We start from the raw sequence: 17703 nt of genomic DNA on the forward strand, positions 1-17703 counted from the left end.
ACCTTAACCTGGAGTGCGGAACTGTTTCTAACCTTCCCGATCTCCTACGCCGTGGCGTGGCTTTGACGTTCAGCGCGAGAATGCACGTGTTGCGCTGGTGAGATGGATGCGTCGCCAGAGATCACGTAGGCAATGGCCGCACCTACAAGAGCGGGAATTAAGAATCCATGACCGCCCGTTGTTTCCGCCATGAACACCACCGCCGCCAGCGGAGCTTTGTATGCTGCCGAGATGAAAGAGGTCATCCCCACCGCCTCATATAGTCCCAGGGTCTGCGTGTGAACGACGCTTTGCCCAAACGCTGCGCCGAGACTGCCGCCACTTAGGAACAGTGGAACGAACATGGCGCTGACGCCGCCCACTCCTAGTGTGCAGGCAGTTGCTGCGAGCTTCATCAAGGTAAAAAACAACAGTTCTGGCGTGGAGTGATTCTGCCCAATGATCATCCGAACTGCTTCGTAATTGGGGCCAAGCGGAACAAGTGTCCCAGGATAGAAATGCAGGAATGCAAGACCACATAGGGCCGTCGCCAACCCGCCGATTCCCATCTTGATCCAGTGCGCAACCGGGCACTCGACGACGAATCGACGGAGTCTGCGGAATGTGATGACAAAGGTCATGGCAATCAGACCAATCAACATGCCCAACAGCGCGCACCACACAAGGTCTTTCGGCACATACGAAGACGAAGCCGTGAATGCGAAGAGTGGTTCGCTCCCGAAAAAGACACCGAGTGTCATATATGAAACGACAGATGCAATCAGAGATGGCACAAGCGCTTCGTGTGCCATGTCGTCTTTGTATGGCATTTCCAATGCAAATACGATGCCCGTGAGAGGTGCGCGAAATACCGCGGACATGCCTGCCGCTGCGCCACAGAGCAACAGGATGCGACGATGACGCGGGGTAAGTCCGAGCCTTGAGATTTTGGATAATCGCGACCATACCCACGTGCCGATGGCCGCTCCGCCATAGATCGCGGGACCTTCCAACGCAGCGCTGCCACCAGAGCCAACCGTAGTGATAGCCGCGATTAACTTCACAGGCGTCGAACGCAGATCGATCTTCCCATTGTTCTCGTGGTACATCTCGATCACTTCTTCTGTCGAATGCAGATTGGGATCCGGCGTTCCGAACTGCATCAGCAGGCCGGTAACAATACCCCCAAGAGTCAGGCCGGGAATGATGATCCAATGATGCGCAAGATATAGAGCAAGCACACGAGGCCAGACGTAGCGCAGCAGTACAGTTGCAACCGCAGTAATACCCAGGCCCGCTGTGATGCCAACGATGGGAGCTACGATCAACCAGCGATGGAGATTCCGCTCATAGGTACTGGAAAGGTCTTCGTGCACCAACGGAAGAGAACGGCTTAACCAACCTGCCCGGGGCTTTTCGATTGTCACTCTATGTCTCCTTCGAATTCGCCATCGAACAAGACAATCTTGTGGAGCGAGGCGATGAGTTCAGGCGCCCACTGGCGCAGTTCGCGCGCGTGATCTCTGGAAAGTCGGCCCAACATCTTCTTACCGGAGGGCGTCAGCTGCAGAATCACAAAGCGGCGATTTTCTTTCAGCTTGTCGCGTATTAGGAAGCCGGCAGCTTCGCATCGCTTGCAGAGTTCCACCGCACTGTTGTGTTGCAACTGCAGACGCTCAGCGATATAGGCAATTGTGACAAGCGTATCTGCGGGTGCTCCTGCAACCTGCAGCAAAAGCTGATGTTGTTGCGGGAGGAGTCCTGCTTTTTCCGCAGCGAGCTCGCTGTAATGCAGAAAGCGGCGTAAATCTGCGCGAAAGGCTGCTAGCGCTACCGTCAGTTGCTTGTCTACGGAAGTCGGCTTCATACATATATCGTATCACGATATATGTATGAAGCTGCATCGTTTTGTCCGCCGACTAGAACCAGCGGCGCATGCGAAAGAACGCCAAAGGAAGAACGACTGATAAGAGCATTAAACCGAGCGCAAAAGGGTAGCCATGGGCCCAGTGCAATTCAGGCATATGCTCAAAATTCATTCCGTAAACGGAACCAATTAGCGTGGGCGGCAGAAAGATCACCGCCGCCACGCTCAGCGTCTTCATAATCGCATTCTGCTGAATGGAGATGAGCCCGATATTGGAATCAAGCAGAAATTGAATCTGCGTCTGAAGAAAGTTGTCGTGTTCCAGTAGCGACTGCACATCCAGCGTGAGCGTTTTCAGTCTTGTATCAAGAGCTGCATGGCTCTCAATTTCAAGCTTCAAGAAAGGAAGAGCGCGACCGATACTGTGGAGGCTTTGGCGTACGCGCGCTGCGAGTTCCCCTGCATTTCCAATGCGTGTCAGGACCTGGCTTAAATCCTTTGCTGCGATGCTTTCCATAGACGAAGACGTATCGCGCGAGAAGATCTCAAGCGAGATGGGATCCAGCGCATCGCCAATTTCTTCAAGGATGTCAGCATCACGGTCGACCATTGTTTCCAACAGACAGAGAAGCAACGACTGCGACGATGGAAAGGCCTGCTCAGGCTTGTGTGTCCGTGCGAGAAACTGCGCAAAGGATCTTGGTTCTGCATACCGCAGCGTGATGAATTGCTGCCGTACCAGGACGAGTGTAAAGCTCGTCAGTCCGGGCTCTCCCCTGCTTCCCCGCTCCACCGCACGGACCGTGATATAAGTGGCGTCGCCTTCGTGGTAGAGCGCACTGCTGCTCTCTACCTCACGCATCTCTTCGCGAGTCGGAATCGTGATCTTTAATTCTGCTTCTACGCGTTGTTCTTCTTCGGGAGACGGCGCATAGAGATCAATCCATGCAGCATCCTTCAAATCGCCTTCTGCACCGATCTCCAACTGACCCGCGCGATCGTAGTATGTCGTTATCATTCTGTGGAGGAAGCAGCCTTTCTCTCTGAAAACCGAAACGGATTGAAGGACGTGTGCCGATCGAAACTTTCCCCGCCTTCGATTCGCTTCAGAGCATAGATGACGACATAGGTGAGCGGTGTTGCCAATACTTCGTATCCAACTTTCAACGCATAGCTACTGAGAATCATGAAGAACATCGTTCTTGCGGGAATGATGCCACCAAACGTGAGCACTACCACCAGGCTTGTGTCGATCGCTTGTCCAACGACGGTGGAACCGACGGTGCGGGTCCACAGCCAGCGTCCGTTTGTCAGCAGCTTCAACCTGGCCATGACGTAACTATTTGCGAATTCTCCGAACCAGAAAGCCGCAAGACTCGCAGCAAGAATGCGAGGGATGAATCCGAAGACAGCCGAGAAAGCTTCCTGATTGTGCCAAGAGGGATCGGCTGGAAGCTTAATCGCCAATGCTGCTGCGACATAAAGCAAAGCCGTAGCAAAGAAGCCAAGCCAGATAGCACGACGCGAAGCAGCGTATCCATACACTTCCGTGAATACGTCTCCAAAAATGTACGTGATGGGAAAGAGCAAAATAGCCGCTGAAACTGGCAGACCGCCAATGAGGCATATCTTCTGCGCGAGAAGATTCGACACCAGCAGAATGACGACGAATGCCACCTGCAATACATCCAACAAACGGCGAGAGGGCTGACTGTGCGTGTGAGTCATTTTGCGTTCCACTGGAGACTAGCACCGTTCCACAGAAGAACATTTTGCAAATTTTGACATCGAGCGCAGATACGACTAATCTTGGAAATGGCACAGCGTGATCCCACGCTTGAGTGCAGGTGCGTCCCCGTCGTCCAGTGGCCCAGGACACCGCCCTTTCACGGCGGTAACACGGGTTCGAATCCCGTCGGGGACGCCATTTCCCATCAACAACTTAGCTTCATAAATAACTTCTCGTTTGAGAAGACGGTCACGCTGTGGTAACGGCTTTACTTCTTGGTGCCAGAGTCGTCCGATAGCGTACCAACGAATTCAGGATGTTCATCCCGAGGTCGTTCAAATAGACGATACGTGCGGCCCCGTTCTTTGTTTGAGAAAGAAGTATCCTTCGTCCCTTCAAAATCGGTGTGTCTCGAAGACGCGCAGCTCGTCTTTGCCGTTCTACGGCCTGGATGAGAATCAACAAAAAGCGCTCACTTATCCGCACATTGAAGAAAAGCGACTTTGCGGAAACACAGCTTCTTATTGAGCTATGCCAATCTGCCTATCACACTGACTGGGTTTCGCTTTGCTGGATGTAACTTGATCTGCTGCGAAGGTCGGAAGCAAGCGAGTGTTAGTCCTCGGGATTAGGATTCAGGCGATAGCCGACCCAGGGATCGGTAAGCAAATACTGTGGATGGTTCGGATCACGTTCAATCTTCTTTCTGAGCGAGGCCACAAGAACACGAAGATACTCTGGCTGATGCGTGCTGTGCGGTCCCCAGATCGATTGAATAATCGAAGAATGCGTCAGGACACGATCCACGTTTCGCAGAAAAAATAACAACAGGTCATATTCTCGCGGCGTGAGCTTCACTTCAATTTCGCTCACCGTCACATGACGGGTGAGAGTGTTGACACTGAAATCACCGGTGCGCAGCATCTTGGGTTCGGTTGATGTTGAATCTGACGTCCTTAAGGCGTCCAGGCGTCGAAGAGAACCTCGGACACGCGCCAGTAGCTCATCGATGCTAAAGGGCTTGGTCACGTAATCGTCCGCACCCGCATCAAGACCGCGAATCTTCGCACTTGTAGCGTCTTGTACCGATAGCAGGATGATCGGAATGGACGAATAACTCCGAATTCGCTTGCAGAGTTCAACGCCATCCATTTCTGGCATGGTCAGATCTGTCACAACGACTTCAGGATCCCAGTCTTCCAAGACGTTGAGTGCGGAAACTCCATCGTGAGCAGTTCGCACGTCGTAGCCATTCGCCAGAAAGCTGGCGCGGAGAGTTCGTGTGATGGAAGATTCATCGTCGACCACCAGCACGCGTCGCCGCACAGTCATTGGTTGGGTAGGCATACATTCTCCTCGCGCACCGGGATATGAAACTTAATCGTCGTGCCCGTCGCTCCTCCTGGCTGATCTACCCAGATGACACCGCCGTGGGCTTCGACAATCGCCTTTGCGATCGCGAGGCCCACGCCAAGTCCGTGTGGTGTGCTGACACGCGTCTCGTCGCCTCGATAGAACTTCTGAAAGACCCGTGTTGCATCCGCGGCCGCTATGCCGATTCCTTCATCGTGAACCCAAACCTCAATGCCCGATTCCGACATTCTTGCAGTGACAGTTACTTTCGACCTGGGAGGCGAGTATTTCTTAGCGTTGTCGATGAGCGTATACACCACTTCAGAAAGCGCGCGCTCATCAATATTCAGCAACGGCAACGTATCGGGAATCTCAACCACGATCGCGTGCTCCCCGCTCATTCTCTCCGCCCGTTTGATAGCAGCACCTGTCACATCCTGAAGAGAGCTCCAACTTGTTTTAAGCAACATGTGGCCCGACTCCACGCGCGCCAACTCAACGAAGCTGCTAATCAGTTGGTCAAGATGCAGGCTTTCCTCATCGACCATACCGATCAACTCTTCCTCTAATTCACTCTCGATGTGCTGACCAGAGACGTATGCCTTACGCAAGGTTGTTGCGGCGGCGCGGATCGATGTCAGCGGTGTCCGCAGGTCGTGAGTAACGGCATCCAGCAGCGCCGACTTCATTTGCTCGCTGCGTTTGATCGCTTCGGTTTGGCTTGCGATCTCAAAGGCAGAACGGAGTTCCCGGTAAAGGCGTTCGGACTCTAGTCGAGCTTCCTCTGCCTCCAGGGCACGCTGTCGCGCATGCGCTGAGAGTTGGCCGGTTACGACTGCGGTGATCGAAAAGGCGGCAAGCGCCACCCAGTTCTGCGGGTCTTCAATCGTCAGCGTTAAGAGAGGTGGCAGGAAAAAGAAGTTATATCCGAGCATAGCGACGACGCTCGCAGCCAACGCCGGCTTGCTCCCCATATGGATTGAGATGAACAAGACACCGAGCAACAGAGTGAATCCAATGGTAGTCACGCTCAGCGCCCGGTGAAGAGGAGCTAGCGCCCCAATAAGACCAGAGATAAACAACACAGACAGGAAGGAACGAAGAGCGATGTTCTTACGAGAGAGGTAGGACAGAATCTGCATGGTGAACCGCGCTCACGATAATTGTATGCAATCGGCGCAGTCAGCATTCATATGACTTCCATATGAACTTTTAACGTCTCTGATATGGCCTTCGGACCTGTAATGAGGCTGTAGTTGGAGGCCTTTGATGCAAACTGTTCCCCTGGCCCAGGTTCTAGCATTCGTGTTGGGCCCGGTTGTACTTTCCTTCCTAATTTGGGTGTTGTACCACTTCCACGTTGATGGCAAGCGATTCAGGGCTTCGCAATATCACCAGAACGAAGCCACGATGGAAAACAACCACATTCCAGAGGGTAGAAACTATTCCTACCCAGTGCGAACTGCCGTCGTCACGCTGGCAATTCTGTTCACTTCTTTGTCCGCGTCCGCGCAAGGCAATTCGGCAAACGACCAGGCGAAGGCTGCCAATGCGGTTGATCTCGAAAAGAAAGTCGAAGACCTGCAGAATGAGCTGGACCAGCTAAAGAAACAGCTTCTCGAGCTGCACAATGCACATACACCCACGTCGCCCATTACCCAACGGACGACGACCAGCGCAACACTGGAACAACCCAAACCGGCGATCGATGCCGCACCCAAAAGCTCTTTGTCCTTGCCATTGGGAGCGACCGTCAACGTAATTTTGGATGGATATTACGAATACAACACCAACCATCCAGCGGGCCGCGTGAATTCATTGCGCGCGTATGACGTTCTCAGCAACGCGTTCAGTCTGAATCAAGCAGGTGTGATCTTTGAGCTGCCGACGGCACCCGAAGAAGGTCGGCGCTTCGGAGGACGCGTGGATCTTCAGTTTGGACAAGCGACTGCCACATTACAAGGCAATCCCGCGAATGAGAATCGTCCGGATATCTATCGCAACGTCTTTCAAGCCTACGGCCGTTACGTCGCGCCGCTCGGAAAAGGGTTGACTGTCGACTTTGGAAAGTGGGCAAGCTCGCTGGGCTACGAGGCGAACTATACAAAGGACCAGCTGAACTACACCAGATCGTTCTACTTCTATTTCCTGCCCTTCTATCACATGGGCTTACGTGCGAATTATCAGCTCAACGACAAAGTCGCATTCAACTACTGGCTAACCAACGGCACGCAGCAGACAGAGCCTTTCAATTCCTTCAAGGACGAAATGTTCGGACTCAACCTGACACCGACTAAGTCGATCAATTGGACTGTGAACTATTACCTGGGCCAGGAACACCCCGACGTGGCGACCTCCAGCAACTGTGGCACTGCCCCTTTGCAACCGGGACTTTGCTTTACTCCGATTGCTGACCCGCAGAACGGCAAGACTCACATCTTCGACACCTATGCCAGTTGGCAAGTGACGCCCAAGCTCCTGTTGGGTGGAGAAGCGGATTACGTGATCCAACGTCAATGGGCAAATGCTGCACCGGGAGAATCCTCAGCACCGTCGCATACAGACGGCGGCGCGGCGTATGCAAGCTATCAGCTCACACCGTCTTCCTCGCTGGCGGCGCGCACCGAATATCTCTCGGACCGCGGCGGTCTGTTTAGCGGAACAACACAGGCGCTCAAGGAAGTGACGACAACTTACACCCATCATTTTGGTGACGGATTTCAAGCCATGCTGGAGTATCGGAGAGATTGGAGCAATCAGGCTTTCTTTCCGCGCGGCACCGCGGGAGCCCACGTGAATCATCAGGACACGGCGACTCTTGGCTTGGTCTGGTGGTACGGAGGAAAGAAAGGAGCGTGGTAACACCTCCTTCCCTGCCCTCTCCGTCATCGTCTTCCCATCCTCGCCATGAGTTGAAAGGTGCTTCGGGCCGACAATGTTTCTCTTGAACCTATACGCCTATTTTGGTATCGCGGCATTCGCATGTCTGTTGTTGACCCTCGGTTGGCAGATGATGCGAACTCAAACCATGGCTAAGGCATTAGCAGCTTTTCTTGGCGAAGAGCGAGCACTCAAAGTGATCAATCAAGGACAACTGAGTACCTCGACTCGTTGCGTGATCGGGGTACTCCTGCTCGCGACGGGACTTTTCCTGAGTGGTTGTGTCGTTCGCGGCCTTCTCACCTGACTATGAACTATCGCATGAACGAGCGGCACCAAGCCCTATAGATCACATAGGCTTGGTGCGACAAACAGATGAGCGAAGAGTGTCGGTTTCTCAGTCTTGAGCGCTGAATCGATACCCAACGTAGTTTTCAGTAAGTAGATATTCCGGGTTGGATGGATCTCTCTCAAGCTTTCGACGAAGTTGACTGATAAATGTACGAAGGTACTCCCGCTCATTTCCATACTCCGGTCCCCATACGGTGGATAAAAGCTTATGGTGAGACAAGGGGCTTCCGGCATACTGCATAAGCACGGATAGAAGCTCAAACTCTTTTGGCGTCAGGTGCACTTCCTCGTTGGCCTTCGTTACACGATGCGCAGTCAGATCAAGGTGGATGTCGCCTGACTTCAAGTGGGTCACAGGTTCATCTGTGGAGGTTCGAGAGCGACGTACCGCGGCCCGAATCCGAGCGGCCAGTTCAGGAATGCGAAAGGGCTTGGTCACAAAATCATCCGCTCCCGCATCAAGAGCTTGAATTTTGTCTTCCTCACGGTCCCTGACGGTCAGGACAATGATTCCGAGTCCGGGATAAGTTCCACGCATTTTAGCTGCCGCCTGCATACCTCCCATGCCAGGCATATTGAGATCCAGCAGCACAACTTCCGCTTGATGATGTCTCAATTCTTCCATCCCTGCTTCGCCACTCGACACGTCGCGTACTTCAAATCCCAGGGCACTCAGCGTGCTGGAGATGGTATGTCGAAGAGCAGAATCGTCTTCTACGATCAATACTGATCCTTGATGCACAATGATCTCCTAGACGGGAATCGTGATAAGGAATGTTGTGCCCGCATCTTGATCGCTCTCCAACCAAATGCGACCGCCGTGGGCTTCGACGGCCTGTTTCGCCACAGACAGCCCAATACCTGTTCCGGGCGCACGATGCTGCATCGACTCGGTCCGGTAGTACCTCTGGAATACAAGCTCTCGTTCCGTTTGCGGAACGTACGAGCCTTCATTGTGAACGGAGAAGATCAAGGCATTGCCTGTTACCCCGACACGCATCGTGACCGCAGTCGCATCGACGCTGTACTTCAGAGCATTTTCTAACACGTGGACGAGGATCATCCGGAACAGCTCCGGGTCGACGGACACATCTAAATCGGTCTCGCCGACAATATGAATACGGGACGTATCATATGCCGTCCTCAATTCTCCGATGGCAGCATGAATCAAATCCTCAAGATGTGTCGGTTGGGGTTTGAGCAAGACAGCCGCGTTATCGAGCTTCGCAGTTCGCAGGAGACGATCCGTTAAATCGGCTAGATACGAGGCTTGCTCTTCGATCGCTCGGGCAAGTTCGTCTTGAAGAGTGGACAAACTGCCAATCTCGCGAAGACCGGAACTGGATGCAATAATCGTTGTTAACGGAGTCTTGACCGCATGAGCCAGGCCATCAAGCACAGCGGTACGCAAGCGCTCCGATACGGACTGCGATTCCGCTGCCACCTCCGCTTTCAGTGCGCGAATGCGTTCAAGGTGCGTGGCGACTAATGTGGCAATGGAATCGGCAGTAAGCTGATCGATATCCCCACGAAAGAGCATCGCACCTACCGAGCGAACTCCAAATCGCAGGATACGAACACTTTCAAGATGGTTCGGAAGATCATAGCTCCGCTCTGCTCGGAAGGCTGCTTGTAAACGATCCGAAGCGTGGCCAGTATCTCCAGAGGAAGTGAACGTAGCTTCACGTTCATCCCAAAGTGCAACACCCTTGAGTCTCATGCGCTCCTGAATCAGAAAACACAGTTGTTCATCAACAGACGTTTTCCAATCGAGAAGAAGTGCACTGCGAGATAACTCGTAGAGGGCACGCTGTTCTGCTTCTGAATGCCCAAGCCGATCGGCATTCGCTCGAATACGTCGGGACAGATGGCTTATGAGAAGGGATACAGCCGCAAAGATCAGGAGAGAGAATACGTCCTGTCTTGACGTGACCACAAAGGAAAATCGGGGCTCGGTAAAGAAGAAATCCAGACCCAGGGTGGCGCACGTTGCAACAGCGACCGCAGCCCCAAAACCTGCCCGCCACGCGATGATAACCGTCAGTAGCAAGTACAACGGGATCGTGACCGAAGGCTCAAAGGCGCGGGCGAGAGAGAGAAAGCCCGTTACCAACACGATCAGACTGCCGCCCAGAGCCCAAACAATCGATCTAAAGGGCAGCTCTCTGATCGAGACCATGACAACGCAAGAATAGCGATGGAGCGCATAAAAAGTCCGTAAAGAAGCCCCTTCCCGCTACACATCGAGCCTTGAAGCGATCCAACCCTCACTCGAAGACGAGGCATGCGGCGAGTGCCTGTCTTGCATACCGAAGTGCCTAATCCTGCTGCTCTGAAAATAGTTCACATTCTTTACGATTCCTACGACGATCCTTATGCCTTCCTGATCTCATCTGTCTTGAAATCGCCTTATCGGGGCCTTAACCCGAAGGAGGCTTTTTATGCAGAACTCAATTCAGAAGGAGGGCGATACGCACCGCACGGGCACGGTTTCGACGACCTCAGTCGCGTATCTTCGCTGGCTCATCCACGCAAAGCGTGCGAGCCACGGCTCATCGACCAAGTGCTCGCTCCGTAAGCACGGATTACAGGCTGTCGTACTCTCTCTTGCCATGGCCGCTGTCGCCAATGCCCAATCGACCTTCGGAACCGTACGGGGCACCGTGCAGGATGCAACTGGTTCAGTCGTCCCCTCAGCTACGGTAACGGTGCACTCCATGGCAGAAAACACCGACCACATTGTGACGAGTAACGGCGCTGGCGAATTCAACCTCGAAAACCTGAAGCCCGGTCAATACCGTGTGACTGTACACAGTGATGGATTTGCTGATTCGATCATGTCCTCCGTCACCCTTGCGGCGCGGCAGGAGCTTCGCATCCCGGTGACGCTCGCCGTATCCTCAAACGGCGAAGTGGTCAACGTAGAAGCGAGCAGTGCCGTCATCAATACGGAAAACGCAGCAATTGGTGATGAGAAAAGCAACCTGGAGTTGACGCAGCTTCCGCTGAACAATCGTGCCAGCACCACCAGCCCAATCGGCGCACTTGGTCTTTCGCCAAACGTACAGACAGATAGCTCCGGCAACATTGCCATTGGGGGCGCCAGCTCTTCCATGGTGAACTTCTCCGTGGACGGCATCTCAACCGCGAACGTGCGTTCGAACGGTGCTCTGCAGGACGCGTATCCCTCGCAGGAAGGCATCGCGGCCATGAAGATTACGGCCTTCAACAACAATGCGGAATTCTCACAGGTGGGTGACGTAACCTTCGTTACGAAGAGCGGTGGCAACAGTTACCACGGAAGCCTGTTTGAGTATCTACAGAACGATGCGCTTGATGCGTCGCCTTACGGCTTCAGTGGCAAAGCTCCGAAGCGATTTAATACCTTTGGCGGCTCCATCGGTGGCCCAATCGCTCTACCGCATATATATGACGGCCACAACAAGACATTTTTCTTTGCCACCTACGAGGGCAATCGCCGCAGACTATCCGTTGCACAACAATTCCTTGTACCTACGCAGACAGAACGCAATGGCGACCTTTCGGATCTTGGAGGCCCGCAGATTGCGGCAAGCAGGATCAGCCCAACAGCAAAGGCATTGCTCGCATACTATCCGTTGCCCAATGTCTCAGGGCAGTCCAACTATAACTACGAGCATTTCCAATCAACACCCGCCAGCACGGATGGCGCCGATCTCAGGATCGATCAGACCATAAACAGCAAGCAGTCTATCTACGCACGTTTCAGCCGCAAAAACATCACGCAGAATGTTGCGAATCCGCTGCTGCCAAACGATGTGGATAGCATTCACAACCGCAGCCTGCTCGTCTCTCACACCTACACCATCACGCCGCATCTGCTGAATGAGTTTCGCTTCGGCTTCACAAATGTCCTCACCAACGTGAACTTCGGAATCAGGGGTATTGATGCATTGCATCAGCTTGACCTGCAGGGTGTTGACACCAGTCAACATCCCAATACCAACGCGTTTCCAACCTTCAACTTCAGCAACGGCACAGGCTTTACTCAGATCGGTCGCGATAAAACAGGCATAACGAAATCGAATACCATTCAGTTCTCGGATAACGTTACGCTTGCATTGGGCAAACATACTTTCAAGGCAGGCATCGACATTCGCCGCGTGCGTTATCAGGATGTGGAATTGTTCCTTCCCTCCGACGACTTTGGTCAGTTCACGTTCCAATCCACGTTTACCGGCAATGCCTTTGGCGACTTCCTGATCGGAGCGCCAACCAACCTTTTCTTCGCGGTATCAAGCCCCGACGTTGCCGGCCGCGCATGGCAGACGGGCGCATTTTTGCAGGATGAGTTTCAAGTCACATCGAAACTGACCATCAGCGCTGGCATACGCTGGACCGTCTTGCCACCCTTCTATCTCCTTGATGGCGATGCAGCCAACTTCGACCAGCGTACCAACAGCATCATTGTTCCTGATGCTCTTGCTGACACATTGAAGAAACAGAATCTTCAGAACTCAAACCTTGCCTTTCAGCAGTCGTTCAACGCTTGTAACCTTGGCTATGGCGCGCTTCCCTGCACAAACTACAAGACGGCGAGTCAGGCTGGCGTTCCTCGCGGTCTACGCAACACGTATTGGGGCAACGTGCAACCACGCATCGCATTTGCTTATCGTCCTTTCAACGACACAAAAACAGTCATTCGTGGCGGCTTCGGAATTTTTACCATGACGAACCTTGGCCCGTTGTCCTTCAACAACAGCGGTAACCCCACGTCAAACCTTCACACCTACACCAACTCACTCGTGACGGACGCATCGGGAACGCATCCGGCCATTCAGTTCCCGCAAACTTCTCCCTCTACAGTCACAACACAATACGGCGGAGGCAGTCTCGACCAGGGTGTCGATCCGAACTATCGCGATCCGCAGTCGAATCAGTGGAACCTTACGATAGAACATCAGGTAAGCAAAGCCGATACGCTTCGTGCGAGCTACGTGGGCATGCATACCTATCGCCTCAGCATCACAGAGGACCTGAATCAGATCGCGGCAAGCAAGACTCCATACGCCACCACGACAGCAAGTCCCTATGTCGATCCACGTGCACCGTACCCTAATTGGTTTGAACTCTTCAGTACCTTCAATGCCGGCCGAGCCAACTACGATGCCCTTGAGTTGGAAGAGCGTCACACGAGTAGCAAGGGCTTGACGTTAGACGCCAGCTATACGATGGCAAAGAATCTTGCGGACAATCAAGGTGACACGCCAACAGCATTTGCCGGCGAAGTCAACTACGGCATCCCTATCACCGATCGCTTCCACGTTGGCAACAACTATGGGAACGTCTCCGGTACCAGGCGGCATCGCGCACTGATCACTGGCGTATACCAGCTACCATTTGGACCCGGCAAAGCACATCTCAGCTCTGGCTGGATGAGCCGGGTGTTCGGAGGTTGGGACCTCAATACAGTGACGTTGTTAGAGACCGGCCAATGGCTCACACCCAGCATCAGCCCTGGTGGCTGTCAGGCAAATGCAAGCAACGATGGAAGTTGTCCAAACACCGGCGCTGGACAATCACAGACCAACGATCAGTCCAACACCAATGTCACCAACCGTGCGGCGACACTCCGTCCAGATGTGATCTCACGTGATCTCTATCGCGGCCAATCACGACAACAGTACTTCAATCTGTCTGCCTTCTCCGCAACACCAGTGGGAGCAGGACGCTTTGGAAATGCAGCGGTAGGCATGCTGCAAGGTCCAGGCACCATCGCTATCAGTCTTGGTACCGCAAAGGAGTTCGCGATATACGAAAATATCCATCTGCGATTCGAATCGAGCTTTACCAATGTGCTGAATCACACGAACTTCGCTCCTCCGGCAACACAGATCGATAACCCGTCAACCTTTGGTGTTCTGTCAGCGGCGCAAACCTCAGAGAACGCGGGTAATAGAACCGGACAAGCGGCATTGCGTTTGGAATTTTAGGAGCGTCTAAAAGCAAAGAGCCGCAGGCTCGGCCTGCGGCTCTTTCTTTGCCTGGGATCAAAGCATCAAAAGGGTTTTCACGCTTACGCGTCTAAACCGATGCTCCTCAGTTTCGACATCATTTTGAAAATATGCTCACGGTGTTCCCATCGCCGCCAGCGTCCTACCTCCCTTGACCGCATTGGCATTTTTGTTTTCCAAGCCGCGTCGCCCTCGATATCTTTGTCGGATAGCCGGTGGCCGACAATCAAACCCGATCGTTCACTCAGGACGAAATCAGGCCGATCATCCAGAGTGTCCACACAAAGCACATCGGGTATATAGCAGAATGTGTCACAAACTGACCAACGCTGTTCATTTCTGCAACGATGACTTAACCGTGCGGACAACCGCGCACTCAATATCAGGTAACGCGCGTTCTGAGTACGAATCACATTTGGGGACGAGAACTGGCAGTACTTACAGTCCGGATTGCCCGCGCGTATATTTTTTCGTATCCAACAAATTGCAGCGTACGGAAAAGAGATCGCCGGTCTTTCCCCCGGAACTCGGCGTTCTGGACATGTGACGAATACTTCCGGTTCCTCGCGTGGACTTTTAAACATTCACTGGCCATTCATGGCCAACTGTGCTTTCTACCAGTAGAAAGCGCTCGCGTCACCGGCTACGTTTCATGTCGAACGCGATGCATATCGGCTATCTCGAAGACCGACATCCTGTGTGGCCGACTTTCTATCAATAACTAACTTGTACCAGTTAGGAGCAGAGGCCTTATGCCCATGGATCCGGAATCGGCGAGAGTATCAGAGGCGCGCACCGCAAATGTTCCCTGGCGCAAGTGGGGACCCTATCTAAGCGAACGGCAGTGGGGAACGGTCCGCGAAGATTACAGCCAGAATGGAGATGCCTGGGACTATTTCAGCCATGACCAGGCCCGATCAAGAGCCTACCGCTGGGGTGAGGATGGACTGGCCGGTATCAGCGATGACAATCAGACCCTGTGTTTCAGCCTTGCTCTCTGGAATGGGAACGACCCCATTCTTAAAGAGCGTGCTTTTGGCTTAACGAATAGTGAGGCAAACCACGGAGAAGATGTAAAGGAATATTACTTCTATCTCGATAACACGCCAAGCCATTCCTACATGAAGTATCTCTATAAATATCCGCAGGCGGCGTATCCTTACGAGCAATTGATCGAAGTAAATCGGGGCCGTAACCGTGGAGATATGGAATTCGAACTCCTTGACACCGGTATCTTTGCGGAGAACCGCTATTTCGATGTACTGGTGGAATATGCCAAGCAAGACCCCGAAGATATCCTGATACAGATCACAGCCACCAATCGTGGGCCGGATACGGCCACGATCCATTTACTGCCAACGCTGTGGTTCCGGAATACCTGGTCATGGTCCAAAGATGCCACAAAGCCATCCCTGCAGCAGGAGAAGGGGCGCGACGATGTGCAAGTCGTCACAATTTCACATGAGCAGTTAGGCAACGGATATCTATTCTGCGACGGTAATGTACCACTGCTATTTACCGACAATGAAACCAATGAGGAACGCATCTTCGGGAAACCCAACCTCAATCCCTACGTCAAGGATGGGATCAACCGCTTTATCGTAAACGGAGAGCAGGACGCGGTGCGGCCGGCACAGACCGGCACCAAGGCTGCGGCTCATTATCACCTCAATGTGGAAGCAGGAACGTCAGCGGTAGTTCGTCTTCGGCTGTCTCCACATGCGTCTGGAATTATTCCCTCCCCTTTTGAAAAGTTCGATTCCACGATGCAGAATCGTCGCGAGGAAGCCGACCTCTTCTATAAGAAAGTCATCCCTGCAATGGCCAGCAGTGGTCAGGCTGCAGTGATGAGGCAGGCACTCGCGGGAATGCTCTGGTCCAAGCAGTTCTTTTATTTCGATCTAAGTGAATGGCTACGCGAACACGAAGCCAATCCCATGGCGGGGATTCCCACCGAAATGCGGAACAGCGATTGGTTCCATATGTTGAACCAGAATGTGATCTCCATGCCAGACAAGTGGGAGTATCCCTGGTTTGCGGCATGGGACCTGGCATTTCATACCATCGCGTTGTCCCTGGTGGATCCCGACTTTGCCAAGAGCCAGCTCGACCTGATGCTTGAGGACAATTATCTGCACCCCAGCGGTCAGATACCCGCATACGAATGGAACTTCAGCGATGTGAATCCTCCGGTACATGCCTGGGCAACTCTCTTTCTCTATCGAATGGGACAAAGCGCAGGGATGGAAGATATTGAATTCCTGAAGCGATCATTTGCCAAGCTCAGCCTCAACTTCAGTTGGTGGGTAAACCGGAAAGATCGTTTCGGAAATAATCTCTTCGGCGGTGGCTTCCTCGGTCTGGATAACATCGGTGTCTTCGACCGTAGCGCTCCCCTACCCACCGGCGGTTGCCTTGAGCAGGCGGACGGCACCGCCTGGGTTTCGCTTTTCTGTCAGAACATGTTGGAAATCAGTGTCGAACTTGCCAGCCATGACAGCTTCTTCCAGGACATGGCGACGAAGTTTGCGGAGCACTTCCTCTGGATCGCCAAGGCCTTAAATCAGACAGGGGCAGAGGGAATGTGGGATGAAGAGGACGGCTTTTACTATGACATACTCCGTCTTCCAGACGGCAGTTGTCAGAGGCTAAAGGTCCACTCAATGGTAGGACTGTTGCCGCTGTGCGCTGTAACCATCATCGAACCGTGGCAACGGGAGCGCATTCCGAGAGTAGTGGAAGCTCTGCGAGAACGGCTGCGCCGTATGCCCGAGTTGCTCAACAACATTCATCCTACGGGCCTGGGCCACCTTGGCTACGGTGAGCGCGGCATAGTTGCACTGGTAACCCCTGAACGCTTGCGGCGCATTCTAACGCGCATGCTGGATGAAAACGAATTTCTAAGCCCATATGGGATTCGATCTCTATCCCGTTACCATGCAGAACATCCTTACCTGTTCGACGCTGGCGGACGCGAGTATGGCGTATGGTATCTTCCGGCAGAATCAGACACAGGCATGTTTGGTGGAAACTCCAATTGGCGCGGTCCGATATGGATGCCAGTGAATGGGCTACTGATTCGCGCTCTCCTTTCTCTCTACCTCTATCACGGCGACGACTTCAAAATCGAATGCCCAACCGGCTCGGGAAAGCTGATGAATCTATATGAGGTAGCACACGAAATTACGAACCGGCTCACGAAAATATTTCTGCGCGATGAGAACGGTCGGCGTCCCGTGTACGGCGGCACAGAAACGTTCCAGAGCGATCCGAACTGGAAAGACCACATTCTCTTCTTCGAATACTTTCATGGAGACAATGGCGCTGGGCTGGGAGCATCGCACCAAACAGGATGGACCGGTATCATTGCCACGCTTATGGATATCTTCCAACGAACGACTGCAGCTTCCTTCTTAGAACGAGGCAAAAGCGATATCTTTACAAAGCAGTGAAGGAACTTACATTCACGACGGGTGGAACCGTTTATTTGCCACGCAAATGCGGTTCCAATCGTCTTTCATTGATTCCGGGTTATCCAATTAGATCGATAG

11 protein-coding genes and 1 tRNA gene are annotated in these 17703 nt (G+C 53.1%); 4 read left to right on the forward strand and 8 right to left on the reverse strand.

Translation table 11 applies throughout. The features are described 5' to 3' along the window. Positions 1–44: 44 nt before the first annotated feature. From M504_RS05990 to M504_RS06005, 4 genes are read right to left on the reverse strand one after another with little or no spacing between them, the layout of a single operon-like run. Positions 45–1406 carry a chloride channel protein gene (locus M504_RS05990; protein WP_052200462.1) on the reverse strand — a complete coding sequence of 454 codons (1362 nt, stop codon included), beginning with the start codon at positions 1404–1406 and terminating at the stop codon, positions 45–47. Continuing rightward, positions 1403–1846, reverse strand: a complete 444-nt coding sequence (locus M504_RS05995) for a MarR family transcriptional regulator (protein WP_047489048.1) — start codon at positions 1844–1846, stop codon at positions 1403–1405. Before M504_RS05995 ends, M504_RS05990 begins: the two co-directional genes overlap by 4 nt. A gap of 52 nt (positions 1847–1898) precedes the next feature. After that, positions 1899–2864 (reverse strand): magnesium transporter CorA family protein, encoded by a 966-nt coding sequence (locus M504_RS06000; protein WP_047489052.1) that lies wholly within the window; start codon positions 2862–2864, stop codon positions 1899–1901. Continuing rightward, positions 2861–3574: a queuosine precursor transporter gene (locus M504_RS06005; protein WP_047489055.1), complete on the reverse strand. Its 714-nt coding sequence runs from the start codon at positions 3572–3574 to the stop codon at positions 2861–2863. The genes M504_RS06000 and M504_RS06005 overlap by 4 nt, the downstream gene beginning before the upstream one ends. A gap of 123 nt (positions 3575–3697) precedes the next feature. On the opposite strand from M504_RS06005, the gene M504_RS06010 reads away from it, so the two are divergent. Next, positions 3698–3773, forward strand: a tRNA-Glu gene (locus tag M504_RS06010). A gap of 417 nt (positions 3774–4190) precedes the next feature. Here M504_RS06010 and M504_RS06015 read toward each other — a convergent pair. After that, positions 4191–4922, reverse strand: coding sequence for a response regulator transcription factor (locus tag M504_RS06015; RefSeq protein WP_084214149.1), 732 nt, complete (start codon positions 4920–4922; stop codon positions 4191–4193). Next, positions 4904–6070: a cell wall metabolism sensor histidine kinase WalK gene (locus tag M504_RS06020; RefSeq protein WP_047489061.1), complete on the reverse strand. Its 1167-nt coding sequence runs from the start codon at positions 6068–6070 to the stop codon at positions 4904–4906. The genes M504_RS06015 and M504_RS06020 overlap by 19 nt, the downstream gene beginning before the upstream one ends. Positions 6071–6197: 127 nt before the next feature. On the opposite strand from M504_RS06020, the gene M504_RS06025 reads away from it, so the two are divergent. Beyond that, positions 6198–7790, forward strand: a complete 1593-nt coding sequence (locus tag M504_RS06025; RefSeq protein WP_047489064.1) for an outer membrane beta-barrel protein — start codon at positions 6198–6200, stop codon at positions 7788–7790. A 415-nt stretch (positions 7791–8205) separates the two neighbouring features. Here the strand turns inward: M504_RS06025 and M504_RS06035 are convergent, their stop codons facing one another. Next, complete coding sequence (locus M504_RS06035; protein WP_047489070.1) at positions 8206–8901, reverse strand: response regulator transcription factor; 696 nt, start codon at positions 8899–8901, stop codon at positions 8206–8208. A 9-nt stretch (positions 8902–8910) separates the two neighbouring features. After that, complete coding sequence (locus tag M504_RS06040) at positions 8911–10338, reverse strand: ATP-binding protein (protein WP_047489073.1); 1428 nt, start codon at positions 10336–10338, stop codon at positions 8911–8913. 262 nt (positions 10339–10600) lie between these two features. Between M504_RS06040 and M504_RS06045 the strand changes: the two genes are divergently transcribed. After that, positions 10601–14131 (forward strand): carboxypeptidase-like regulatory domain-containing protein, encoded by a 3531-nt coding sequence (locus M504_RS06045; RefSeq protein WP_084214151.1) that lies wholly within the window; start codon positions 10601–10603, stop codon positions 14129–14131. Positions 14132–14910: 779 nt separating this feature from the next. Then, positions 14911–17604: a glucosidase gene (locus M504_RS06050; RefSeq protein WP_232296175.1), complete on the forward strand. Its 2694-nt coding sequence runs from the start codon at positions 14911–14913 to the stop codon at positions 17602–17604. Positions 17605–17703: the final 99 nt, after the last annotated feature.

The organism is Terriglobus sp. TAA 43, assembly GCF_000800015.1.
In the GTDB taxonomy this organism is placed as follows: Bacteria; Acidobacteriota; Terriglobia; order Terriglobales; family Acidobacteriaceae; genus Terriglobus.